Origin of the sequence: Candidatus Manganitrophus noduliformans, assembly GCF_012184425.1 — a bacterium.
GTDB classification, from domain to species: domain Bacteria; phylum Nitrospirota; class Nitrospiria; order SBBL01; family Manganitrophaceae; genus Manganitrophus; species Manganitrophus noduliformans.
In genome coordinates this window covers 432,724-454,907 of sequence record NZ_VTOW01000002.1, presented here as the reverse complement: position 1 = coordinate 454,907, position 22,184 = coordinate 432,724, and the positions used below count along the sequence as shown (strand labels likewise).

General features: G+C 52.1%; 20 protein-coding genes. 15 read left to right on the top strand and 5 right to left on the bottom strand.

Features of this window, described 5'->3' with window-relative positions; genetic code table 11:
* Window positions 1-66 precede the first annotated feature (66 nt).
* From MNODULE_RS11470 to MNODULE_RS11460, 3 genes are all read left to right on the top strand, one after another.
* The gene (locus tag MNODULE_RS11470) at window positions 67-744 is read left to right on the top strand and encodes an HhH-GPD family protein (RefSeq protein WP_202882187.1); all 678 of its coding nucleotides are present in this window, start codon (window positions 67-69) and stop codon (window positions 742-744) included.
* A 277-nt stretch (window positions 745-1,021) separates the two neighbouring features.
* On the top strand, window positions 1,022-3,061 hold the full coding sequence (gene dcm, locus MNODULE_RS11465) for a DNA (cytosine-5-)-methyltransferase (protein ID WP_168059880.1): 2,040 nt from the start codon (window positions 1,022-1,024) through the stop codon (window positions 3,059-3,061).
* A 9-nt stretch (window positions 3,062-3,070) separates the two neighbouring features.
* Window positions 3,071-4,600 (top strand): DNA cytosine methyltransferase, encoded by a 1,530-nt coding sequence (locus MNODULE_RS11460; RefSeq protein ID WP_168059878.1) that lies wholly within the window; start codon window positions 3,071-3,073, stop codon window positions 4,598-4,600.
* 183 nt (window positions 4,601-4,783) lie between these two features.
* On the opposite strand, the gene MNODULE_RS11455 is transcribed toward MNODULE_RS11460, so the two are convergent.
* Window positions 4,784-5,074 carry a hypothetical protein gene (locus MNODULE_RS11455; RefSeq protein WP_168059876.1) on the bottom strand — a complete coding sequence of 97 codons (291 nt, stop codon included), beginning with the start codon at window positions 5,072-5,074 and terminating at the stop codon, window positions 4,784-4,786.
* 390 nt (window positions 5,075-5,464) lie between these two features.
* On the bottom strand, window positions 5,465-5,674 hold the full coding sequence (locus MNODULE_RS11450) for a hypothetical protein (RefSeq protein WP_168059874.1): 210 nt from the start codon (window positions 5,672-5,674) through the stop codon (window positions 5,465-5,467).
* A gap of 148 nt (window positions 5,675-5,822) precedes the next feature.
* Here MNODULE_RS11450 and MNODULE_RS11445 point away from each other — a divergent pair, with 148 nt between their 5' ends.
* The 3 genes from MNODULE_RS11445 (at window position 5,823) to MNODULE_RS11435 (ending at window position 8,929) form a co-directional block, all read left to right on the top strand.
* Complete coding sequence (locus MNODULE_RS11445; protein WP_168059872.1) at window positions 5,823-6,230, top strand: hypothetical protein; 408 nt, start codon at window positions 5,823-5,825, stop codon at window positions 6,228-6,230.
* A gap of 317 nt (window positions 6,231-6,547) precedes the next feature.
* Window positions 6,548-8,038 carry an eCIS core domain-containing protein gene (locus MNODULE_RS11440; RefSeq protein WP_202882186.1) on the top strand — a complete coding sequence of 497 codons (1,491 nt, stop codon included), beginning with the start codon at window positions 6,548-6,550 and terminating at the stop codon, window positions 8,036-8,038.
* A gap of 132 nt (window positions 8,039-8,170) precedes the next feature.
* Entirely contained in the window at window positions 8,171-8,929 is a 759-nt protein-coding gene (locus MNODULE_RS11435; RefSeq protein WP_168059870.1) for a DNA/RNA non-specific endonuclease, read from the top strand.
* A gap of 207 nt (window positions 8,930-9,136) precedes the next feature.
* Here the strand turns inward: MNODULE_RS11435 and MNODULE_RS11430 are convergent, their stop codons facing one another.
* Window positions 9,137-9,424: a helix-turn-helix domain-containing protein gene (locus MNODULE_RS11430; RefSeq protein WP_168059868.1), complete on the bottom strand. Its 288-nt coding sequence runs from the start codon at window positions 9,422-9,424 to the stop codon at window positions 9,137-9,139.
* Window positions 9,425-9,585: 161 nt separating this feature from the next.
* On the opposite strand from MNODULE_RS11430, the gene MNODULE_RS11425 reads away from it, so the two are divergent.
* The 3 genes from MNODULE_RS11425 (at window position 9,586) to MNODULE_RS11415 (ending at window position 10,830) form a co-directional block, all read left to right on the top strand.
* Window positions 9,586-9,990 carry a response regulator gene (locus tag MNODULE_RS11425; RefSeq protein ID WP_168059866.1) on the top strand — a complete coding sequence of 135 codons (405 nt, stop codon included), beginning with the start codon at window positions 9,586-9,588 and terminating at the stop codon, window positions 9,988-9,990.
* 271 nt (window positions 9,991-10,261) lie between these two features.
* Window positions 10,262-10,540, top strand: coding sequence for an HU family DNA-binding protein (locus MNODULE_RS11420; RefSeq protein WP_168059864.1), 279 nt, complete (start codon window positions 10,262-10,264; stop codon window positions 10,538-10,540).
* A gap of 17 nt (window positions 10,541-10,557) precedes the next feature.
* Window positions 10,558-10,830 carry a response regulator transcription factor gene (locus MNODULE_RS11415; RefSeq protein WP_168059862.1) on the top strand — a complete coding sequence of 91 codons (273 nt, stop codon included), beginning with the start codon at window positions 10,558-10,560 and terminating at the stop codon, window positions 10,828-10,830.
* Window positions 10,831-10,850: 20 nt separating this feature from the next.
* On the opposite strand, the gene MNODULE_RS11410 is transcribed toward MNODULE_RS11415, so the two are convergent.
* Together MNODULE_RS11410 and MNODULE_RS11405 are read right to left on the bottom strand one after the other, a co-directional pair.
* Entirely contained in the window at window positions 10,851-11,126 is a 276-nt protein-coding gene (locus MNODULE_RS11410) for a hypothetical protein (protein ID WP_168059860.1), read from the bottom strand.
* Between the two features lie 23 nt (window positions 11,127-11,149).
* Window positions 11,150-11,479 carry a hypothetical protein gene (locus MNODULE_RS11405; RefSeq protein ID WP_168059858.1) on the bottom strand — a complete coding sequence of 110 codons (330 nt, stop codon included), beginning with the start codon at window positions 11,477-11,479 and terminating at the stop codon, window positions 11,150-11,152.
* Window positions 11,480-11,805: 326 nt separating this feature from the next.
* Here MNODULE_RS11405 and MNODULE_RS11400 point away from each other — a divergent pair, with 326 nt between their 5' ends.
* The 6 genes from MNODULE_RS11400 to MNODULE_RS11375 all read left to right on the top strand — a co-directional run bounded on the left by MNODULE_RS11400 (window position 11,806) and on the right by MNODULE_RS11375 (window position 22,116).
* Window positions 11,806-13,176 (top strand): OmpP1/FadL family transporter, encoded by a 1,371-nt coding sequence (locus tag MNODULE_RS11400; protein ID WP_168059856.1) that lies wholly within the window; start codon window positions 11,806-11,808, stop codon window positions 13,174-13,176.
* Window positions 13,177-13,223: 47 nt separating this feature from the next.
* Complete coding sequence (locus MNODULE_RS11395; protein WP_168059854.1) at window positions 13,224-14,399, top strand: glycosyltransferase family 2 protein; 1,176 nt, start codon at window positions 13,224-13,226, stop codon at window positions 14,397-14,399.
* Window positions 14,400-14,447: 48 nt separating this feature from the next.
* A complete protein-coding gene (locus tag MNODULE_RS11390; protein WP_168059852.1) occupies window positions 14,448-17,801 on the top strand; it encodes an ATP-binding protein in 3,354 nt (1,117 codons plus the stop codon).
* Entirely contained in the window at window positions 17,773-19,194 is a 1,422-nt protein-coding gene (locus MNODULE_RS11385; RefSeq protein WP_168059850.1) for a sigma-54-dependent transcriptional regulator, read from the top strand. The genes MNODULE_RS11390 and MNODULE_RS11385 overlap by 29 nt, the downstream gene beginning before the upstream one ends.
* A gap of 628 nt (window positions 19,195-19,822) precedes the next feature.
* Window positions 19,823-20,026, top strand: coding sequence for a hypothetical protein (locus MNODULE_RS11380; RefSeq protein ID WP_168059848.1), 204 nt, complete (start codon window positions 19,823-19,825; stop codon window positions 20,024-20,026).
* 404 nt (window positions 20,027-20,430) lie between these two features.
* Window positions 20,431-22,116 (top strand): hypothetical protein, encoded by a 1,686-nt coding sequence (locus tag MNODULE_RS11375; RefSeq protein ID WP_168059846.1) that lies wholly within the window; start codon window positions 20,431-20,433, stop codon window positions 22,114-22,116.
* The last annotated feature ends 68 nt before the right edge of the window (window positions 22,117-22,184 follow it).

The window sequence follows — 22,184 nt, the reverse complement described above, 5'->3', positions numbered from 1 at the left end:
GTTTTCGAAAAGTGCCGCCCGAGGAAAACAGAGGATGAATGTGTTCAGGATGGATAATTAACATTAATGTTTATGGCTAAGATTAATTTAGACGGCGGTCATAGTATCGACGGTAAACTATTCAGGAAAAACCTGATGGAGTGGGGCCAGCGTTACTTTCGTCCCTTTCAATGGAGAGTTACTGAAGATCCATATCTTATTTTGATTGCGGAGGTAATGCTCCATCGCACCCGAGCATCACAGGTAGAACCAGTATATAAAAAGTTCATTGAGCATTATCCTGAGATATTGACTCTAGCCAGGGCTAAAAAAGATGAACTGTCTGAAATCCTTTATCCACTGGGGCTGCGCTGGCGTACCAATCTCCTCTCAGAGATGACTGCTGATATAGTAGCCAGATTTGGAGGGAAAGTCCCCGAAGAAAAAGATGATCTAATGGGCCTGCCCGGTGTTAGCGACTATATCGCCAGTGCAGTACGTTGTTTTGCCTGGAATTACCCTGAACCATTGGTGGATACGAATACTGTCAGAATTATTGGTCGGGTGTTCGGGCTGGAGATTAAGGATTCATCCCGTCGCAACCCGCGGTTCAGGGAATTAATCGCTTCTAATGTTGATCATTACGAACCAAGAAAGTATAACTATGCCTTGCTGGATCTGGCGGATCGGGTTTGTTTTAAAGTGAAAGAGCCGGAATGTAACTACTGTCCGATCCAGGAGTCGTGTCTCTACGGTGTTCAGTAATTCAGAATGTCCGTTTGATACGGCTATTCCCCTGTCCTAGCAAGTAGATGAACCTGGTTTCTGGTATGCCAGGGTATTTGAATGGATTTGAAATAAAAGTGTAAATATATTTGGTTTGCTGCAGATCATTGGGAGAGGTGAGGATAAGACGCAGAAAATGATTAAAACTGAGAAACCAAAAGGACAGGGAGTTCCAATCCGTAAGCCTGTACAGGATACGCCCATCTTTAGTGAGCGAAAGTGTTTCTCGGCAGAGCACAAAGCTTGGAGACGGCGCATGCTTCGCTGGATCAGGGAGAGAACCGACCTGTTTCCTGATGCGGTAAAAGAAAAAAAGAACGCGAATCTGAGAGAACACCTGGATGAATCAGTCATAAACATATGGCTTGTTGCCAGAATTCTTTCCATAGCTCAGGGTGATCCCGATCTTGGACGGAATTCGGAAGCGATTGACGGATTCATTTACGTTCTTCTTGCACAGAAAGTGGATGATTGTACTTCTCAAAAGGTTTTGGCGGCGCTCAGATGTCGTTTCGAAACCTGGGATCAATTTCTGAGAGTTGAATCTGAGGAAATCGAGTTTTTTGTATCGACGGTAGTATCTGGACCTAGGAAAGCTGCATTCGTCAGGTCAACGCTTGAAAATGTTAGAAGGCAGCTTGAGTTACTTTCGTTTGAAGCGGCACCTACACAGTCAGATTCGGAAATAGATAGATCGCTTGGATTAAACTCCGGTCTCACAAATCAAAATAACGCCGAATTTGTGAGGAAAATTCTGGGAATATCTGACTTTGTATCAAACGCCGATGCCATTCGGGTATTAGAACGCCTTGAACCTTATAGTTACTTCGGATTCAACCTTCGCGGAGTAAGCCTCCGAGAGAAGAAGATTCTTTTCTCCGACGCGATTCCTCCACACCTTCGATACTCGCTGCGGGTCAATCTTGCCATACATGGCCGTGAGATATGCAAAGTCTCAAAGCCCAAATGCGACCGCTGCCCGGTGAATAACTTCTGCGCATATTTTAGGACTGTTACCAGTACGGCCTTCATGGTTTCACGGAAGCCGACAGTGATAGATTTATTTTGTGGTGCAGGCGGTCTGTCTGCTGGTTTCCGTGAAGCAGGTTTTCGAACCATCCTTGCCGTGGACCAGGATCCAGCATCGATACGAACGTTCAGAATAAATCATCCGGAGGTCCCGGATAATAGAGTGATCTGTGCTGATCTCCGGGACCTCCGGAAATCAGAGTTTGCAGGTGTAAAGAGCCTTCTTGCCTCGGAAACAGTAGATGTCCTTGTAGGTGGTCCACCATGTCAGGGATTTTCACGCGCAGGCTGGAGGTCTCGCGGGACGGGACACCGTTATGAAGGTACGGACGATGACAGGAATCATCTTTATCAGGAATTGGTAAGCCTTCTTCGCATAATGCAGCCGAAGGTTGTGTTGATGGAAAATGTGCCCGGAATTGGTGAAGTCCGGTTTGGGGATGGAACGTCATTCCAGGATCTTGCCCGTAAGGCAATGCAGGATTTTGGATATAAGACCGCAATATGGACTCTGAATTCCGCCTGGTACGGAGTTCCACAGAACAGAATTCGTCGCGTGATTATTGGTTCAAACCTTGGAGTACCGCCGGATCGACCGGAATCAGAATATCGCATTGTCACGGATAGCAGTGATCAGGAATCTTTAGAACCTGCGATTACTCTCTTGGAGGCCATTGGGGATCTTCCTGAACTCGCTATTAATGACGGTTCTTGGGTAAGCCGCTATCCTACTTCCTTTGCGAACATGCCCGCGCGTTTTTTGCAGCGGTACGCTGTTCTCCACCCTCAAGGTTTACTCTTTTCACACGTCACCAGATTTCAGAATAAGAAGGATTTGGAACGTTTCGACACCCTTTCCCCTGGTGAAACCTATATGGACCTGATCGAAAGGCGTCCGGACCTGAAAAACTACCGAACAGATGCCTTTGATGATAAATATTACCGCCTCCTTCCTGATGCACCATGCCGTACAATCGTTGCCCATTTGCGACGAGATGGAAACAGCTTTGTTCATCCCAGCCAGCTCAGATCGCTGTCAGTTCGGGAGGCAGCCAGGATACAGTCGTTCCCGGACAATTTCATATTCACCGGTTCCCGGGGAAGTCAGTTCGAACAGATAGGGAATGCGGTTCCCCCTCTGATGGCCCGAGCGATGGCACGGACCATCCTTCTCCACCTTCAGAAGCATGGTATTCATTCTATGAATGGTCAACCTGTTAATAAAAGGGGTGCCTCACCGTTTCTCCAGGGATGGTGTAAAAAATAGGGGTTGGCAATGACCTCGCCGCGGGATAAGTCCGATATTTTTTATTCTCCAGATGTTGTCAGAAAAGGAAATATTAATCGGCCATCTGTAGTTGATCTCTTTTGCGGGGCGGGTGGTCTTTCTCTTGGTTTCGCTACTGCTGGCTGCACCATTATTGGAGCAGTAGATCTCGACGAAGTCGCAGGAGAGACCTATCGTACCAATATCTCGTCGATTCAATCAGATTCTCCAATCAACCTGTTTTTCGGCGAAAATGGCAATATAGAAAACCTGAACTTTCAACACGTCAACGGAGATATAGCGGTTGATCTTCTCATAGGCGGTCCGCCCTGCCAGGGCTTCTCAAAGCTTGGACGTGCCAAGCTCGATAGTCTCAGCGATGAGGGATTTAAAGGAGATCCAAGAAATACACTATATCGCCGGTTTGTAGACGCGGTAAGGTTCTGGAAACCGCAGGCTTTTCTGATGGAGAACGTAATCGGGATGCTCTCAGTCGGCGGTCGCAATGTCGCGGAAGAAGCAGCAGGAGAGCTGGCAGACTGTGGGTATAACGTAGGATATGCTGTACTTAATGCTGTGTGGTATGGCGTTCCACAGCTTCGAGAGCGTCTTTTCTTTCTAGGATACCGACAGGATCTTAATATTCACCCGGAAATGCCGATCGTGAGTCATAATTATAATGTGCCCCGCGGGTATATTCAGGACTTTTCTAATTGCAGTGAGGTTCAGCTTCCACTTCCACTCTTCAACGGTCTCTCCTCCAGCAGGAAGATCCGATTGGTTTCCTCCAGTCACGGTTTACCGGCAGTCACGGTGGCAGATGCACTATCAGACCTGCCGGCAATCATTTCTCACCTCAATTCTGAAGGGCATTCTGGTCACGAATCACGTCCACCCATCCTGGAATATAGAGGAGAGCCGGCTACAGGATATACTCTCATGCGAAACTGGCCGGGTCTTACCCCCGGAAAAATTGAAGATCATGAAATCAGGCTTACACCACGAGATTACGAGACTTTCCGCCAAATGAAGTCTGGAGATCGGTATCCAGAAGCACTGAAAATTTCTGAGCAGAGGTTCCAGACCGAATTGCAGAAATCGCAATCAAGTGGAAAGGTGCATATAGATGGGTCATCTGAATGGGAGGAATTTCGGCGCCGGTTTATTCCACCTTACCCTGTGAATATGTTTCTGGACAAGTGGCGTAAGCTGGATCCAGGCCGTCCTTCCTGGACGGTAACCGCCCATCTTGCGAAGGATTCGTATTCTCATATTCACTATGACAGCCTCCAGGCGCGCGCTATTTCTATACGTGAGGCGGCCCGTCTTCAGTCTTTCCCAGATAGTTTTCGATTTTATGGAAACATGGGTGATCGGTTCCGCCAGATTGGAAATGCAGTACCACCCCTTGTTTCCTGGGCGATTGCCTCCATGATAATTCAGAAATTGGGATATCATGCCCAGGTTCCTCCTTGGTCAGTCGGTGAATCCCTTAGTCCCGATTCTGACAAGACGGTTACCAAGCCTAAAAACAGATGAGATCACGAATCAACCATTTTCCCTCCATGTTTGTTTGAGACCTAAAATTGAAATGATCTATACGAATAACACACATAAGGCGCACAGGTTTTCCTCTCCGCCAGGGGTTGTTCTGTCTGACCCTGATGTCGTCTGTCATAACCATTTTTTTATTAACCTTGAAGTGCTACTATCGAGTAGTAATCAACGACGATCATTTTGTATTTTATCAATCAATGTGTATTCGTCATCACATATAATCCTTTCAACTCTATGCGAATCTGGGTTTATTAAAATTTCAGGCAGCATTGGGGCCAAAGCCGGACCAGAATAACCTAATCTTTTCACTTTTCGACCATTTAATTCAATTATCTTTGTCTCAGCAGGCTGACCCATAACTTGGTGAACCTGCTCTTGCGTATCTCCAAGCTCAAGTTCTTTACACGCCTTAACAAGCCTTTTATACTTTTTTCCACCTCCCTGATTAGCTACCATGAATCATATAGTCAAAACCGCCAGAGTAAGGCCAACCCACATAAATATTGAAGATCTTTTCTTCACGATAGTTATCTTATCGAACTGCCTTTTTTTCTAGTATCTAGGAAAGCGTCCGGGATTTTTCCTCGTCTTTAGTAACACAAGCGCGAGTAACGACTTAAAGCCTATTCTTATCAAGGTCAATTTTAAGCCGCTTAATAATCTCTTCTATTTCTCTTTCTTCTTTTTGATCCCTCTCAATCAGGGGAATATATTTTTTGGAACCACAGGTGGCACATGGATTCCTCAAATTCACGATTTCAACTTTACAGAAGAAACAGAGATAGCGAATGTGCTTTACGGTAACTTTGTCGCTCAATGCAATGAATCCATGGCAAGGTTTTGGTACTAGATCGTCTCACGTTTAACAAGCGTCCGGGTGAACACCGCTTTCTGATCTTCATGAAGCATCTTGAGTTCGCTGTGATAGTGGTTTGCCTCCGCCCTTGCCCTGATCCAGTCGTTTCGAAAGCTGATTGCTGTGAATCCCAGTAAAATGATGAGCGCTGTTTGCAGTACAAACACTCCAACGAGCAAGACTCTCTTTGTGGTAAACATCCCCCTCCTCCATGAGGCACAATGTGATAGGCCTATTAGCCCGGAGGATACCCGTTACGCTAAAAAGAAATCAATGAGAAAATGAACCGAAATGGCATTGAAGAATTATTTTGCTCATTCTATGATGCTGTACCACTGTGGAGGATCAATGATGGATATTAATTGGGAAGAATTGGAAAGACAGATCAAGGAACTTCGAGTGACGGAGAAGGTCGAATCGGATATCGATTCCAAATTTGGAATCTTGGTGAACGATTTTACAAAGGAGAAGTTTCCAGAGTGGCAGAAAAAGATGGGGCCAATCGTGCGCGATATGATCCAATCGAATAAAGACGATCCAGAGGCAGCTGCAGAGGCCCTGATTTTAATTCTTCTGCAAATGATTCATCAGCTCGCCCAACATGAAGTTCTTCTCGAGTATGTCGAGAAATATAATGCCAAATTGCTCCAGCAGTTTAGAGCCATGGATGAGAGGAGCGCAGCCCTAATTCAAGTCCTGGCGGCAAAGGGAATGATCTCAGAAAAGGACTTCGGTGCGGAGGGGGATAAAAGCTGATACTCATCCGTACTGAAAGAACGTGTTGGAGAATAATTATATTGTTCAATCGGATCGGAGGTCTTAAATTATTTTGTTGAAATCGGATGGAGACCTATGATATAATTAAAACAATCGAAAGAGGCTGTTATTAGCCGCCCACGGAAACGTCAGGGCGGCTTTTTTATTGTCTAAATCCTTCCTGAAGTGGTTCCACTCTTCCAGATCGCGTTAAAGATTGTAAGACTGCGCGATTGCTATTCGGGACCTGATTCGGTACGATCCGGAAAAAGAATTCTCCTTCCGTAAGACGCTGCTGCAACCGGTAGAATTCCATCATGCGCACGGTTTTACAAAAACAGAATCAACCGCAAAAGGATCGATTGTCCCGCCGCGCCGAGGCGAACAACGCAGCATCCGCGCCGAATCATTACTCACCCTCGATCCACTTACAGCGCACCCTCGGAAATCAGGCCGTACAGCGGCTTCAGGCGAAGCGCGCCGTCAGCTCCCCCAAAGACCTCTCGGAGCAGGAGGCGGACCGCGTCGCAGAGCAGGTCATGCGAATGCCGGGCGGGGAGGTGTCTCGTTTTTCAAGTGCCTGCTGCGAGAGGCTGCAGAAGAAATGCGCCCCCTGTGCCGGGGAGGCGAGATCTTGCCCGAAGTGTGCCGGGCCGGAAAAGCTTTCGATGAAAAGCGCGACGAACCCTGATCACGCCGCCCCCTCGACGGCCCCGCCCATTGTCCATGAGGCGCTTCGCTCCCCGGGATTTCCGCTCGATTCGGCGACCCGCTCCTTCATGGAGCCGCGCTTCGGCCACGACTTCGGCCCGGTGCGGGTGCATACGGACGCTGACGCGAATGAATCGGCACAGTCGATCAACGCTGTCGCTTATACGGTGGGACGGGACATTGTCTTCGGATCGGGGCGGTACACGCCGCAGACAGCGGAAGGCCGAAGGTTGCTGGCGCACGAATTGACCCATGTCGTACAGCAGAATCGGATTTCGACCCGATCCGCTTCCCCGATGATTCAGCGGCAGACCAGAGAGCCGATGGACGCGGGCGTCCCTTTCCCGGAGCCGCGGGATGCCGGTGTCCCCGGCGGGGTGCCGATGCCTCCTTCCGTCGCATCCGAACCGGCCGAAGCGCGTCCGCCGGCGCCCCGCATCTGCGGCCCGGATGTCACGGAGGCGACCCGGGGCGCGCTCCGTGCGGCCGAAGCGCATTTCAACTCGCTTAATCTCGCCGGCAAACGGGCGCAGTGCCGATCGTTGCATGACTTCATCAGCGGGCTTATCGCCTGGGATATCGTCGATCTCTACTGCCAGAACGCCGCCTGGATCGATGTCTATACCGACCGCCGCGCCTGCGCCACCCCCGGCGACGGCCGCGCCGAGCCCTGTGACGAGCCCGCGGACAGCTGCCGCCACTCAGTCAGCATGGCCGGACAATGCGTTCTGGCCGGAACCCTCAACTATCTGTTGTGGGGGCAGATGCATCGGCTCTGTCATCAGCATGCGCAGACCCCCGAGAACCGAAACACCTACACCACCTGGAACCCGCATCCGCCGCCGCTGCTGCATGTGCAGCTCGGTCCGCAGGAATTCGACCGCGATCAGATGGCTTTTTATATCAACCTCTACAAAGGCTGGGGGCTGGTTGAAGATCCGAGCGCGCCGGTCGCCATGGCACGGGCCGCATTCTCCTCGGGCGCCGATGCCGATCCACCGGTCGCGAACCGGGCCCACTGCACGGAGGCCTGTCCTTTCACGAACCGGGGCCCGTTCGCATGGACGTGGCGGCCCGGTCACGTTCAGTCTCCGTGAGAGCCGAACACAAAGTGAATGTGTTTGATGCCGCATTTGAATCGGAGGCAGAGCGAGGATCAGAGAAGTTGATCGTTCGGCCAGGCAGCGCGTAGGCGTCAAGCCGGCCTGACCAGGAGCACTGAGCCACAAATGAAGAAGACAGTTTGGGTCTTCCAGCTTTTCCTTCTTTTCTGGGCCGCCGGCGCGCTTGCGGAGGGCTTGGAAGGCTGTGACGAGCATATCAAGTACGGCATCCCTTCCGCCGAGCCGATTCTGTTGTGCAGAATGGGATATGCCCTCTCCCATGATCCACAAAAGAAAGCGGCCCGCTGGGTGGCCTATCATCTAACGAAAGAGAAACTGGAAGGGACCCAAGCGCGCTCCGACGACTTTCGGACTGATCCGGATCTGCCGCCGGGGGAGCGGTCCGAGTTGAAGGACTACAAAAACAGCGGCTATGACCGAGGCCATCTGGCCCCCGCGGCGGACATGAAGTGGGACGCCCGCGCGATGAGCGACAGCTTTCTGCTCTCCAATATGGCCCCTCAGGTCGGTGCGGGGTTTAATCGAGGAATTTGGGCAGTCCTGGAAGAGAGGGTCAGAGACTGGACGATGCAGCGGGGCGCAGTTTTTATTTTCACCGGACCGATCTATGCGGAGCGGCATCCTCATATTGGTCCCAACGCGGTGTCCGTTCCGACCTATTTCTACAAAGTGGTGTTCGATCCGGCAGAGGGAGAGGCGATCGCGTTTATTTTGCCGAATAAGAAGCTGAAAACAGGAGATCTCCCGAATTACATCACGAATGTTGACACCGTGGAGGCCCGGACTGGTCTCGATTTTCTGTCGGAACTCGAAGACAGCGTGGAAGATCTCGTCGAGGTACAAATCCAGCCGTCGCTCTGGTAAACAACCCAGAGCGCATTTTAATCAGCCTGTCTTCCGCGTTCCTCTCTGATTGGTCGTGCGCAGAACAGATTCCTGATCCGATCCAGCAAGACAGGGGAGTGCCCGGTGTCGAAGAGCAACCTGGGTCGGTTTCATCCGCCATGTGCCGCGGCCGATCGAATCATCCAGATGTGACAATTTGCCTCTGGTCTTCGCTTCCGAGAGAGATCAGGCCTTCTTTCTAATATCCTGACGTGTTGTCCCTCTGCCTTGAACGCCACGGGTGGTCGCCGTTCCGGCTCGGCCCTGTTTTCCGGTTAGCAGCCAGTCGGTGCTGACCCGGCCCATCTGGGCAATCCGCACCAGCAAGTCAGGGGATGGAATTCGCCCCCGCTCATAGCGGCTGATGTAGTTCTGTTTCTTCACTCCGAGGGCTTTCGCAAACTCGGTTTGTGTTTTATTGCCGCGCACGGATCTGATCCGTTCTCCGACTTCCATGGGAGAGATCTTCTTCATGGGTCTCCTCCTTCGATGGGTGAGTTTGATCTTGGATTTCTTAATATCTCACTTCGGCTTATTCTTGAAAAGTATTAGATTTAAAGACAAGAAGTCAAGGGCGGGATCGTCAGAGCAGCCAAACCACATCGGGTATAATAAAGAATCGAAAGGTGACCCGAATGGAAGCCAAACATACAATTTTAATTGTCGATGACGAAAGCGGATCGCGAGAGTCACTCAGGATGATCCTCAGTCCCCATTATCATGTCGAGGAGGCGGATGGGGGGCTGCAGGCCCTGCAGATCATCCGAAAAAAGAAGATCGATGTGGTGACGCTTGATCTGCGGATGCCGGGGATGGATGGACTGGCCGTCCTGCGGGCAATCAAAACCGATGATCCCCAGATCGAGGTCTTGATCATTACCGGATATGGGACGATCAAGAACGCGATTGAGTTGGTTCGGCTCGGGGCGTGCGGTTATCTGACAAAGCCGTTTCACATTTCCGAAGTCACCAATGAGATTATCCTGGCGATCGAGAAGAGAAGAAGAATTGATCGGCTCAATCGGCAATTCATCGGATAATGTTTCAGCTCGCCTCTGTCCTCTCCTATTGTCGTTTCTCATAGGTTCTCCGCTGAAATAATATCTTTCCCGCCAGAAACCATGAAGCGAGTCCCCGTGGATCTTTGATGAACCGAAGTCGGATTTGCGAGGACTCTCAGTTATTTTATTTTGATTTTCCTTGAATTCCAAAAGAAACTGTATTGTAATAAGGTCTGAAACAAATAAGAAGTGCTTGGATCAGTGCCGCGAGGGTGAACCGTCATTTACCATCTCTTTTGAGGAGGATTTTATGAATAAGAAAGAGCTTCTTGAGACGATTAATAAAAAACATGCTGGAAACGGCATCACGAAAAAAGCGGTGAGCGCGATTATCGATGATACCTTTGCCGCGATCGCGAAGGGGATCAAGAAAGCGGGGAGATTCGCGATTCCCGGTTTCGGGACCTTTACGGTGAAGGCCCGTGCCGCACGCAAGGGGAGAAATCCTCAGACCGGTCAGCCGATCAAGATCAAGGCAGGCAAATCGGTGAAGTTTAAAGCTGCGCCGTCACTCAAGAAAGGATTATAAGCCGAGGGGGGACAACTATGCCGTCGGTATTGAAAAGAGCCACCAGAAGCGATAAAAAGATTGATCGAGGACCGGTCGTAGCAAGAAGCATCACCGAACGCGAAAAGGAGGTGTTGCGGCTTGTTGCGCTCGGTTACAAGAATAAGGAAATCGCCAAAGACCTGGGTGTCAAGGTAAAGACGGTGGAGACCCACCGCTTCAACATCATGAACAAGCTTGCCTTTCGAAATATCTCAGAAATGATCCGCTACGCAATCACCAAGGGAATCGCACCGATCGAAGACGAATGAGGGGGCCGATTCATTTGAGATCAAAATGAATCGGCTGGTTTGATTCCGTATTCGTGCGCGATCTCGCGGGTGGCTGTGTATTCCCGGGTAAGTCTCTCTCGCTCGGCGATCAAGGACTGAAGTAAAGGATCTTCCCTTTCCGCTATTTCTTCATACACCTTCTGATAGTAATTGGCAGCGGCTCGAGCGGAGAGGGTTTCGTTTCGAAACGAGATTGTATTGAAGAGAAGAAGGAGAATAACAACCGTCTGGATCATGATCAAACCGACGAATATTTGCTTCTTTGAAAAAGCCATAAATTACCTCATCGAATTCGATTTCAAGAATCAACAACGCACTTTTTATCCTGTGTCGATATAGAATCCATTTCGGCAAAAACTTTGAGGAAAACTTCCATCCCTGTTTTCGCCTGTGCTCTCATCCGGGGATCAAGCCGTCCGTAGCGAACCATCCAACCGATCCCCTCTAAATAGATCAAGAGCTGCCGGTAATAATTTTCGGTAGACCTGTCTGTTCTCCCATAATTCTGCCTGACTGCCATAACGAGTTGGTAAGCACGCTGCTCAAAAAAGAGCAGAAGGGTTTCGTCAGTATTGAGCGGACGGTCTTTCTCATCCTTTATTGGCTCGTGCATGTGGTCAATGAGCACACATTAATCCTTCAATTTGAAACGGTGAGAATGTGTTCTGGAATAAAAATCGAAGGTATTCTACTGTTCCGATTTAGGATATGCAATTAAAAAGTAGACCTGCTGCGACAAGTTGTTTCCCGTTACGTTCACTAACCCCAAGGCCATTCATCTTTACCGTTTCAGGAAAGCTTGTAACATGCCTGCTGGATTAACCATTGTGTCGCTGAACTGTAACAGGGTGTCGCTGTTTGGATACGCTTGCACGGTGTCGATCATCCCTCCTGATCCATATCAAGATTTCTTCGCCGAGTCGCTCGGAGTGAAACAAAAATAAATGGAATCAAATGTTTACCCAGCGTATAGGTCTTAAACGAGCGCATAAATGTCAGGTCTCCCCAATTGGTATGATCGTTGCTATTTCAATCATCGCTAATAGTAATAAGGAGTCTATTCCTTTGGGGGAGGATATTGAAATGCTCCAATCAAGATTGCTTTCGTGCGCTTTAGCAGTCGTAACAGCGCTTTCGTTTTTCGATCAGGTGTGGGCGTCGGGATTTGCCATCTACGATCATGGGGCGAAGGAACAAGCGCAAGGGAACGCAGTGGTCGCTACAGTCGACACTCCCGCCGCTGTGTTCTATAATCCCAGTCGGTTGGAGGTACTCGACGGCGCTAATGCGGAGGTCGGCGTCTCAGCCGGGAGATCTGTTCTCCGGTTCGACAGCGACTTGAGTGGAGAGAACATCGAAGTTTCATCGACACCACTCGTTCCTTATGCCTTCTATTCCTATCAAATCAGCAACAAAATGACTCTGGGAGCGGGTCTGTATTCCTCCATGGGGAACCGCATCGATTATCCAAATGATTGGGAAGGTCGGTTCCTGGTGACCTCATCGGAGTTCAAACAAGTCAATTTCGCTCTTTCGGCCGGAGTGAGGATTTCAGATCGCACTGCTGTTGGTTTAAGCGTCGGGATGGCGCGATCTACGATCGAGCTGGAAAATCGGATTGATTTGACCCCCTTCACTCTCCCGGGCGAAGGGTCCGCTCGCCTGACGGCGGAGGGATATGGGGCATACGGTATCTTGGGTGTTCATCATGATTTCGGGCCCAGATTCGGCATCGGGGCGGTCTATACCACGCCGATGAAAATCTCATATGACGGTCATGCGAGTTACTCTGTGCCCGCTCCGTTGACCCCGCTGTTCCCGAACGGGGGTGCGGACACGAGCTTGACGGTTCCACAGTCAGCGGTGGTCGGCGCAGCCTGGCGATTTAGTCCCGATTGGGTCGCGGAGGTGGACGTCCAGTGGGTCGATTGGAATGAATTGGAAGAACAGAAGATCGAATTCGAACGGACGACCGCCGTAGTCCGCGACACGTCGATTCCGTATCGGCTGAAAAGTACATGGACCTATCGTGTCGGTACCCTGTACCGGATCAGCGACACCTCCCAATGGCGGGCAGGATACGCCTTCGACCCAAGCGCTTCCAGAAATTCAGGAATGAGCCCGATCCTGCCGGATGTGGACAACCATACCTTCACGGTCGGTTATGGATATAAAAAGGGAAGCTGGAATCTCGACGGCTTTTTAGCATATAACTATGGTGCGCCGCGCAAGGTCAACAATTCCTTGCCGCGAATGCCGGAACACCGGGGAACATACCAATCCCAGACCATCGGAGGCGGAGTTTCAGTCACCTATTCATTCTGACGTTGCCTTCGCGATTATCATCACGAGTGGAAGAAACGGAGCATGTCATGGTGTGGACAATCCTGGCCACAGTAGTCGTCGGCATCTGGTCTTACGCGCTGATCCTTCTTTGGCAGATCCGGTCGGCGGTTCCTTATCTAAGAAACCAGCCCGATGTGTTTCTGGACGTGGCTGAATCAAGGAATTCAAGCCGATGGCCGCGGGTTACCGTCGTGGCTGCTGCAAGGAATGAAGAGCGGTCGATCGAGGGCGCCGTCCGATCCTGGTTCGGGAGCGATTATCCGAATCTAAATGTCGTCGTGGTCAACGATCGGTCCACCGACAGAACAGCCGAGATCCTGGCGGACCTCAATAACCATTATCCTTCCCTGAAGGTTCATCATGTGACCGAGTTGCCGGAGGGCTGGCTTGGGAAGACGCATGCTCTGCACCTTGGCGCGTCCGATATGAAATCGGAGTGGCTCCTTTTCACCGATGCCGATGTGACCTTTCATCCGAAGGCCATTCGGAAAGCGGTCGTATTTTTGGAAACTCACCGCCTGGATCATATCACCTGTACTCCGGATTCCAAGGGGGGCACCTGGGCATCGAAAGGATTGCTGAGCATCTTTGCGGCGAGTCTCCTCCTTTATTTCCGGCCCCACAAGATACTCTCTCCGGAAAGCAGCGCAACGGCCGGCATCGGGGCCTTCAACCTCGTGAAGACATCGGTCTACCGCCAGATCGGAGGACATCTAGAGATCGCCCTCTGCACGGGCGACGACCTGAAGCTTGGGAAGCTGGTCAAGCTGAACCATTTCAGACAGATGATGCTCTTCGGGAACGGAATGATCTCCGTGCCCTGGTATAAGAATGTTCCCGAGGCGGCCCGCGCTCTGGAGAAGAATCTCTTCACTGCTTTCAATTACAGCCTCCCGACCGCATTTTTTGCGTCGGCTTGCGCCTTTATCGCGTTTTTCGCCCCGTACATTGGGATATTCTTCGCGTCAGGATTTCAAGAGATTTCGTTCGCGGCGGCCATTGCGGCGCAACTTGCCATTTTCAGGTACATGGGGCGGCTTACCGGCGTTCCAATGACGGCGGCCCTCTCCGTTCCGCTCAATGCAATGTCAATCTTCTACTGTGTGATGCGTTCTATTTACATGGCGAAAAAACGGGGTGGAATCATGTGGCGGGATAACCTCTATCCGTTGGCAGAATTGCGCGAAAAGGGGAAGATCTGAGCGATTCACCTCTGAAGAGATCGGTATTTAAACGTCAGGGTGCCCTGCATGATTGGGTTGAAGTATGGGTTTCTCGCATTTGCGACCGTAGTCTCCTTCTCCACGGCGGTTTTGATCTTCAAGCACCGCCGTCCAAAAGGGCCGCATGCCGCCCTCTCCCTCGGCAGCTTTTTCACGTCCGGCTATCTCGTCATCCTGCTGCTGATTGAGCGGGATCTCGATTCAGGGGTGCCCCCCGTTCCCTGGCTGAATCTCTTTCAGGGATTGATCGGTCTGATCGTCTCCCTCTCCGTGGTCGTGGCTGCCGTCCTTCCACAGGCTTACGCGAAGTTTCGGAGGGCGATACTTCCTTTTTCCGTGTTGGGCTTTGTGATCTCCGCAATTTCTCTGTCCGCGCCATTGTACTCCGATACGCTCGTCGTCCGACGCTATTCGGAGCTCTTTTTCAAGTCGGCGTTCTCTCTGATCTTCGATCTCTATGTTTTTGCGGGCCAGTGTTTTGTTCTGGCGATCATCGCGTTTCAATACCGGATCTGCCGTTCCGAGGAAATCCCCTCTCTCGATAAACGGATCGTCAGAACCCTCGCCCGGTGGGTGGGTCTCCGGGGGGCCCTCTTCTGGATCAGTATTTGGCTGCTGATTCAGATTCATGAGGAAGGGGCTTCGGAGAAATGGTTTGTCTTTCTGAATGCCGGCGGGAGCCTGATCACGATGGGGATCTTCATTCATCTCGTGATCCGCCATCGGGCATTCGATATCGAGACCGTCGTCCACAAAACGGCGAGCTGGTTGATCGTCTCGTCGGTTCCCCTCGTCGCCCTGATCTGGGGCGCGGCCTGGTTGAGGCCCTGGTTGGTAGAATATCCAGACTCGACATGGGGGATGTGGATCGGAGGAATCAGCTTCGCCGCGGCGCTCTATCTGTACATCGCGCAGCCCTTTGTCGATCAACTCTTCGACCGGCGCAAGTACGACCTTCAAAAAACGCTCGATCAGGTCATCGCCGAATTGGCGGTCCTTCAAGAGCTTCAGCCGATGTCGCAGAAGATACTGAGAGAGGTAGGGAGGGTCCTCTCTGTCGAGTCGGCGGAGGTATTGCTTCTCAACTCCCGGAGCGAGTCTCCGCGACGGGCCGCCGAATGGAATGGACCGATGGAGAAGATCGGGCCGGTCCCGCTGGTCGTTTGGGAGAGGCTCCAGGAGGGATCGGTTGTTCAGATCGCATCTTCCCGGTTCGCGCGTCCGGAGGAGGAAGAGGTTCCGGCAACGGCGTGGCTGAAAGAGCATCATTTTGCGCTCTGTCTTCCTCTGATCCAGAAGGGGGAGCTTCTCGGCACCATCGCCCTGGGAAGAAAGCGCAATATGAAAAGATTTTCCCGGAGGGAGGTCGACTTTCTCTCGCGGATCGGCGCGGCGTCGACGATCGCCTTTTCGAATTCCCTGCTTCTGGAACAGGTCCGGAATCTTGACCGCCAGAAGACCGAATTTCTTTCCGACGTGGTCCATGAGCTGCGGGGACCCCTCCTCGGCATGGCTAGCATCGCCGAGGGGATTCTGGCACACCACGGGACTGCGGCACCGGAAAATCAAAGACGACTGATCGAAGACATCAGACTGACGGCGCTCGACATGAAAGATCTCGTCGATCATTTGCTCGATCTGAGCAAAATCGAGATGGGGGTAATGACATATGACTTCCGCGAAATCGAATTAGAGAGCGTCGTCCGTCTCGCCGTGGACCTGGCCGGGGGCGCGATCACATCGAAGGGGCTGGAGCTGGCGGTTCAGATGGACGAACCTCTTCCGATGGTGAAAGGGGACAAGTCGCGGATCCGTCAATGCGTGACGAACCTCCTCTCGAATGCGGTCAAATACACAGATCACGGCACGATCCTGGTCTCTTGCGCGAAGGCCGAAGGAGGGGTCCAGGTTGTCGTCGAAGACACCGGCCGGGGAATGAGTCAGGAGGAGATCCGGAGCCTCTTCACAAGGTACCGGAGAGGGGATCAGGTCAGCGGCATCGAAGGGAGCGGCCTCGGACTCGCACTGACGAAAGAGATTGTCGAGGCCCACCGGGGACGGATCGATGTGGAAAGCGAGGCCGGTCAAGGGACCCGGATTTCGATTTTCCTTCCGGAGAATCAGCCGGAAGCGCTTCAATCGGATCCGGCGCCACCCACCGGAAGAGCGGCCGATCCGAACGGCAAACGGACGGAATTAACGAATGGGACGAAGGGGTCCCTCCCCAGGGCGGTCATGGGCCAGGGTGAAACCCTCCTGATCGCGGACGATTCGGAGATCGACCGGGATGTTCTTCAATCGTTCTTCGAAGCCAACGGATACCGTATTGTAACAGCGGCGAACGGAAGGGAGGCGCTTCGACGGATTCGTGAGGAGGTTCCGGATCTGATCATCACCGATATGATCATGCCGAACCTCAGCGGGCCGCAGCTTTGCCGGATGCTGAAGGATAATCTTAACACGGCGTCCATTCCGATCATCATGGTGACGGCACGCGATAACCTCGGAGAGATGGCGTTCGACTTTGAGTTGGGCGCCGACGATTATGCTCCGAAGCCCTGCAATCTTAAAGAGCTGTCGTTGCGGGTCGCGATGCTGCTCCGAATCAACCGCATCCGGAATGACCTCGAGACGGCGAGATCCCGCCTGATCGAAATGGAATTGATCGCCAGCTCGTCCGGAACGCTCGTTCACGCGATCAAGGTTCCGCTTGCTCTGATCCAGAACTACGTCAAGATCGTCCGGTCCGAATTTGTTTCTGGAAATCCCGAAGAGGCGCACGAGGGGCTTTCCCATATCAGTGAAGCCGCTGAGGACATCGCCGGAATCCTCCATGGGCTCCGAAGGGCCCACATCGATCCGCCGAAAATGGTCAGGGTTGACCTGGCCGAGGTCGTCGAAGCCTGTATCTCGGACCGGACGGAAGAAATAAGTAAACCCAGCTACCGTATCGTAAAGCGATACGGCGAGAATATTCCCCGCGTGCAAGGAGACCAGGCCCAGCTCGGGATGGCATTCGCGAATCTTATCGCGAACGCATTCGATGCGATGCCGGACGGGGGTACGTTGGAGGTAATCCTTTCAATGGCCGGTCGGGAAGGCGTGGAAATCAAAATCCGCGACTCAGGAGCCGGCATTCCCGAGACTGTCCGAAAAAATCTTTTCAAGCCCTTCATCACGACGAAGGCGCACGGAACCGGTCTTGGACTCTGGACTGCGAAAAGGGTGATTGAAAACAATCACGGAGGCGAATTATCGTTGGCATCCATCCCGGGAGCCGGAACGGCCGCGATCGTGAGGCTCCCGCTGGTCGGCCGGATGAAGACCGATCATCAAAAAGAGGTCATTGAACATGGAGAACGGCCGGATTCTGATCGTTGAGGACGATCCTCGTTACGCCAAACTTTACCGCGACGCCCTTCGATCAAGCGGTTACGCGATCGAGGTTGCGAAAGAGCCTTCGGCCGGGCTGCGCGCGCTTCAGGAGAGGCCACCGGACTTGGTGCTTCTCGATCTGACGTTCGACGGGACACCTCAGGGAGGCCTGGACTTCATCTCCTGCGCGTTGGAGGATCGGTCCGATCTTTCGATCATTACCATCAGCGCCCAGAGCGACAGTGCGATGATCAACAAGGCGATCGAATTGGGAGCGGTCGATTATATCGTCAAAGATCATTCTCTCTATGAACTCCTTCCCTTCAGAATCAATCAGGCTTTGAAGAGAATGCGCCTGGAAAAGCTGATTCAGACCCAGATCGATCTTCATAACGGATTTGCCTTCGGTCCCGGCAGGGTGATCGTCGGAAAATCTCCCAAGATGTATCAGGTCTACGCGCTGATCGAAAAGGTCGCATGGAGCCGTTCTACGGTGTTGATTCTGGGAGAAAGCGGAACCGGAAAGGAACTCGTCGCGCAGGCTATCCATGCGCGGAAAGGATCCAACGCGCCGTTTATCTCGATCGATTGTGGGTCGGTTCCGGAAACTATCTTGGAAAGTGAGCTTTTCGGGGTGAAGGCACATTACCCCGGATTCCATAACAGAGAGTCGCTGATCGGAAAATTGGAAGCCGCGAAGGAAGGAACATTCCTGCTGGATGAAATCGGGAACATGAGTATCGGGCTTCAGGCGAAGCTGCTGAGGGTACTGGAAGAGAGAAAATTCAGACCGCTTGGAGGAGAGGAGCTTGTTCTCCGTGCGCAGGTCATCTCCTCGACGAATATCGATTTCAGGTCCGCGATCGAATCGGGGAGGTTTCGGGAAGATCTCTATTTTCGTTTGAACGAGGTGCGGATTGTATTGCCCCCTCTGCGGGACCGTCGTGAAGATATCCCGCTGTTGGTCCGTCACCTCCTGGATCAATTCCGGTCTCAAACGGGGAGAGCGGTCGAGGTGCTCCCGCAAGCGCTGGATAAGCTGATCGCCTATGATTGGCCGGGAAACGTCCGGGAATTGTCCAAGACCCTCCATCGGGCGCTGATGACCTGCCAGTCACAATATCTGGCGCCCAAGCATATCGATCTTTTACTCGCGGGCGGGATGCGACCGGAGGAGGCAGGGGACGCATCGAAAATAGATCCGGACACAGTCACTCTCGCGACCGTCGGTAAGTACAAGAAACTGGTTCAGGAATATCAAAAGACATTATTGACATCCGCCCTCGAAAGGGCTGATGGCAATCAATCCGAGGCCGCAAGACTCCTGGGCCTCAACAGAACCCACTTCATCCGATTATTGAACAGGTATGATCTCACGAAATCGGGGGACGTGGAGTGAATTGCAAAATTCCGATTCCTTTTATCGATATTGAAAGCCCTACTTCTTCCTGAAAGTCTCACCTTGGTATACTGAAGGAAATTGTAGATTTCAATTTGTAATGAGCATGCTGGCCGAGAGACCCTTTTAGGGTTTAGAGGCGAATGTCACTCGCGAAACATTCTGTTTTTCCTTTCTGGTTCCGATTACATTTTTCTGTGATTTATCTCTCGCTTCATGCGATGAAATTCCGGCCTCGGTCGATTAGCAGTCGAACTCCTCAAAACAAAAATGGCTGAAGATTGACGACCTTGATCGTCTTTTACATGCCTAAAGATGCCGCTGTTTCAGAACTTCATATGTCTTTCGGTACTGCTGTACGAAATCCTTGGAATATTCCTGGAAGAGACCTCGCCGGGTACGCAGATTAAGTAGGCCGCCTGAAACTTCGTATTGACATCTTTTTCAAGGTCGTGATAGATTCCCTTCCGGAGACAACAGTACACTCCAACCAGGAATGTTTTACGGGGGGAGGGGACGGGATGGTGGGAAGTTGAGTCTGCAGGTTTCTGTGGCGCTCGTTTGAATCCGAGGGTTCTGAAAAGCCCTTGGGTTTTTAATTTTACGATGGGAATCGCACTCGAAGGATTTGATCCGTTCGCGGGGCCGTTCCATCCATGCTCGAAATCACAGCGGCGACTTCTTCGCGTGTCATTACAACGGGGACATTGATCTTTTTGTCGGCGCAAACGGCATCGATGTTTCCCGGCAGGTGGCTCGCGCCATGCTCAAAGCGATTTATCACATGATTAAATACAAAGAGCCGTTTAAAGCAATGCCGGTGAAGGAATAAATCGGCCAGCGCCCTGACGCCATGTTCTAGATCGAAAGATCGAAAGGCCCTTCAGACCTGATAGCGCGGCCGCGGCCGGTGTCTGACGTTATCGTGCGGCCAAGAGCGCATATAGGTGATTGACTTCTATTCCATAGAGATTCTAAATGGACCCAGGCCGAGGCGGTAGCGCTTTGCCCTTGGACAGATTTTTTCATAGGTGGCCCCGAATGTATAGACCTGCGTCGGAGACCGTTCTGACAAACGCCGCCCCGTCGCGCTGGTGCGCTTGTGTGCGTGGAACTCGTCGGTCGGCAAGACCAAGAAGAATGCGGTGGTAGCCTTACGAGACATGCCTCTGGTCGACGTTGCCAGAGAGTTGGATTGCTTTAGCCTAATAGCCTATCAGTAGGCGGGAGGTGCCGATGCGACGTAGCTGTGTTTCCGATGTGTTGCTTCATGTCAGTTTACTGCTTCTAGTGTCCAATACTGCACTAGCCCAAAGCTCTATCGACTACCATCCCAATGGAGTTGTTCGCTTGGGCTTTGGCTACGAACCCAGTACGCCTACGGTGCCGTTCGTTTCCGTCTGCATTTCGCACGAGGGTGTCGAGTCTATCGACCCCAGCGGGATCGCCGTCGGCTCGGTGGAAGTCAGCGAGGTGTCTGACCGACGTTCCTTGCTCAGTACTGTCGGTATCTCCGCGTCGATGGAAGCGCACACGGCCATGTTTTCAGGGGGCGCATCCTTCTCTCAGAATGTTGGTGTTTCGTTCGATGAGTCAACCTTGGTCTGGGTGGCCAGAATCAAGATTAACTTCGGTCGCTACCGCCTTAAAAACCCGGTGCCCACTCCATTATTGACAGAGGCAGCCAACCCTTCCGAGGCTAAGGCGCGCTGCGGACCAGAAGTCGTGTCACAGGAGAGCCGCGGCGCCATTGCGGCAGTTGTTTACGAGGTCCACAACTTGACGAACTCCGAAAAGCGCGAGTTGTCCGCCGCATTGAACGCGAAGTATTCCGGGCCAAATGCGGGAGCGAGCTTTGATTCGGCATACAACAACGTCGCTCAAAAGATTCAATCTCGTGTGAGCATCAAGACCTATGTGCATGTTCAAGGTGGGCCAGGGTCACAGGTTCTGGCAAAGTTCGTGTCTGCCACAGATCTGGCGGCCGTCAAGGCGGCCTTGACTGAGTACGGAAGGGCAACTACGCCGGCCAATGCGGCCCCTCTGACGTATCAGACCAGTCCTCTAAGCCAGTTCTCGAACCTCTCGTTTCAAGCCCCTCCGAACTTGGCGCAAGACCGGCTGTGGGAGATTTACTCGCAATACGAGAACCTCACCGGCCTGATTCGGAGAATCGACTTCCTGGTTAAACCGACCTCCGAAGCAGAAATGTACCTGGTGAAATACGTCAGTCCGGCCAAACGCAGCGAACTCAACGACGTCCGAATCCTTTACGAAAGCGGGCGGAATGCGCTAAAGCTTGCGGCGGTAGCCTGCCTAACAGGGGAAACGGACTGTAGCGTTCCCACCGCCGTTGGCAACCTACCTCGCGTTGCTTGGCCCCCGATTCCACCCGGCCTCTCATTGGTAGGTATATCGCGGTGCCAAGAAATTCACCTGGAGCCTGCTAGAATTGTGTCGCGACGGTCGCCGCCGCCACCTCCTGCGACAGGCCAGAGGATTGGATTCAGCGAGTTTGTGCTAGGCCTATCGGGAGACCAAACCCTCTTCGACAGTGTTTGGCTCATTACTCCCGATTCGCGCGTGCCGCTTGCGCCCGCGGTGAGAATTCCAAAGATCACTACAACCGATAGCTCCAAACCCACTTCCGATGAGCCTAAGACCTTAGCAGAGTTAGCAGAAACTATGGCAACGTTCAGGCTTTTATTGACGGAAGCAACGAAGGACCCTGTCGATGAACTGTTCGAGCGGCGCCCTACGAATTTTTCAGACTGCACGATTCGTAGCGAAATCGACCGCACCTTACTATTCGGCGGAGTATCTCTCGGCATCGAGCAGCGCAAGGACGTGCCTTTGCCTACGGTCGAAATACTCGACAAACTTGGGCGACGCAGCGTCTTTGAACTCGATAAGTTTCAGTAATTACTAATAGCCTCTTGCAACAGCTAGGCGCAAATCCACGAGGAACCCATTCGGGAGGTTTGGAACCT

What these genes read in the sequence shown, in the direction of transcription:
- MNODULE_RS11390 (WP_168059852.1), top strand. Translation starts at nt 14,448, where the DNA reads ATGATTGGGTTGAAGTATGGGTTTCTCGCATTTGCGACCGTAGTCTCC.
- MNODULE_RS11395 (WP_168059854.1), top strand. Translation starts at nt 13,224, where the DNA reads ATGGTGTGGACAATCCTGGCCACAGTAGTCGTCGGCATCTGGTCTTAC.
- dcm (WP_168059880.1), top strand. Translation starts at nt 1,022, where the DNA reads ATGCTTCGCTGGATCAGGGAGAGAACCGACCTGTTTCCTGATGCGGTA.
- MNODULE_RS11470 (WP_202882187.1), top strand. Translation starts at nt 67, where the DNA reads ATGTTTATGGCTAAGATTAATTTAGACGGCGGTCATAGTATCGACGGT.
- MNODULE_RS11450 (WP_168059874.1), bottom strand. Translation starts at nt 5,674, where the DNA reads ATGTTTACCACAAAGAGAGTCTTGCTCGTTGGAGTGTTTGTACTGCAA.
- MNODULE_RS11385 (WP_168059850.1), top strand. Translation starts at nt 17,773, where the DNA reads ATGGAGAACGGCCGGATTCTGATCGTTGAGGACGATCCTCGTTACGCC.
- MNODULE_RS11460 (WP_168059878.1), top strand. Translation starts at nt 3,071, where the DNA reads ATGACCTCGCCGCGGGATAAGTCCGATATTTTTTATTCTCCAGATGTT.
- MNODULE_RS11440 (WP_202882186.1), top strand. Translation starts at nt 6,548, where the DNA reads ATGCGCACGGTTTTACAAAAACAGAATCAACCGCAAAAGGATCGATTG.
- MNODULE_RS11445 (WP_168059872.1), top strand. Translation starts at nt 5,823, where the DNA reads ATGATGGATATTAATTGGGAAGAATTGGAAAGACAGATCAAGGAACTT.
- MNODULE_RS11425 (WP_168059866.1), top strand. Translation starts at nt 9,586, where the DNA reads ATGGAAGCCAAACATACAATTTTAATTGTCGATGACGAAAGCGGATCG.
- MNODULE_RS11435 (WP_168059870.1), top strand. Translation starts at nt 8,171, where the DNA reads ATGAAGAAGACAGTTTGGGTCTTCCAGCTTTTCCTTCTTTTCTGGGCC.
- MNODULE_RS11400 (WP_168059856.1), top strand. Translation starts at nt 11,806, where the DNA reads ATGTTTACCCAGCGTATAGGTCTTAAACGAGCGCATAAATGTCAGGTC.
- MNODULE_RS11415 (WP_168059862.1), top strand. Translation starts at nt 10,558, where the DNA reads ATGCCGTCGGTATTGAAAAGAGCCACCAGAAGCGATAAAAAGATTGAT.
- MNODULE_RS11375 (WP_168059846.1), top strand. Translation starts at nt 20,431, where the DNA reads ATGCGACGTAGCTGTGTTTCCGATGTGTTGCTTCATGTCAGTTTACTG.
- MNODULE_RS11410 (WP_168059860.1), bottom strand. Translation starts at nt 11,126, where the DNA reads ATGGCTTTTTCAAAGAAGCAAATATTCGTCGGTTTGATCATGATCCAG.
- MNODULE_RS11430 (WP_168059868.1), bottom strand. Translation starts at nt 9,424, where the DNA reads ATGAAGAAGATCTCTCCCATGGAAGTCGGAGAACGGATCAGATCCGTG.
- MNODULE_RS11455 (WP_168059876.1), bottom strand. Translation starts at nt 5,074, where the DNA reads ATGGTAGCTAATCAGGGAGGTGGAAAAAAGTATAAAAGGCTTGTTAAG.
- MNODULE_RS11420 (WP_168059864.1), top strand. Translation starts at nt 10,262, where the DNA reads ATGAATAAGAAAGAGCTTCTTGAGACGATTAATAAAAAACATGCTGGA.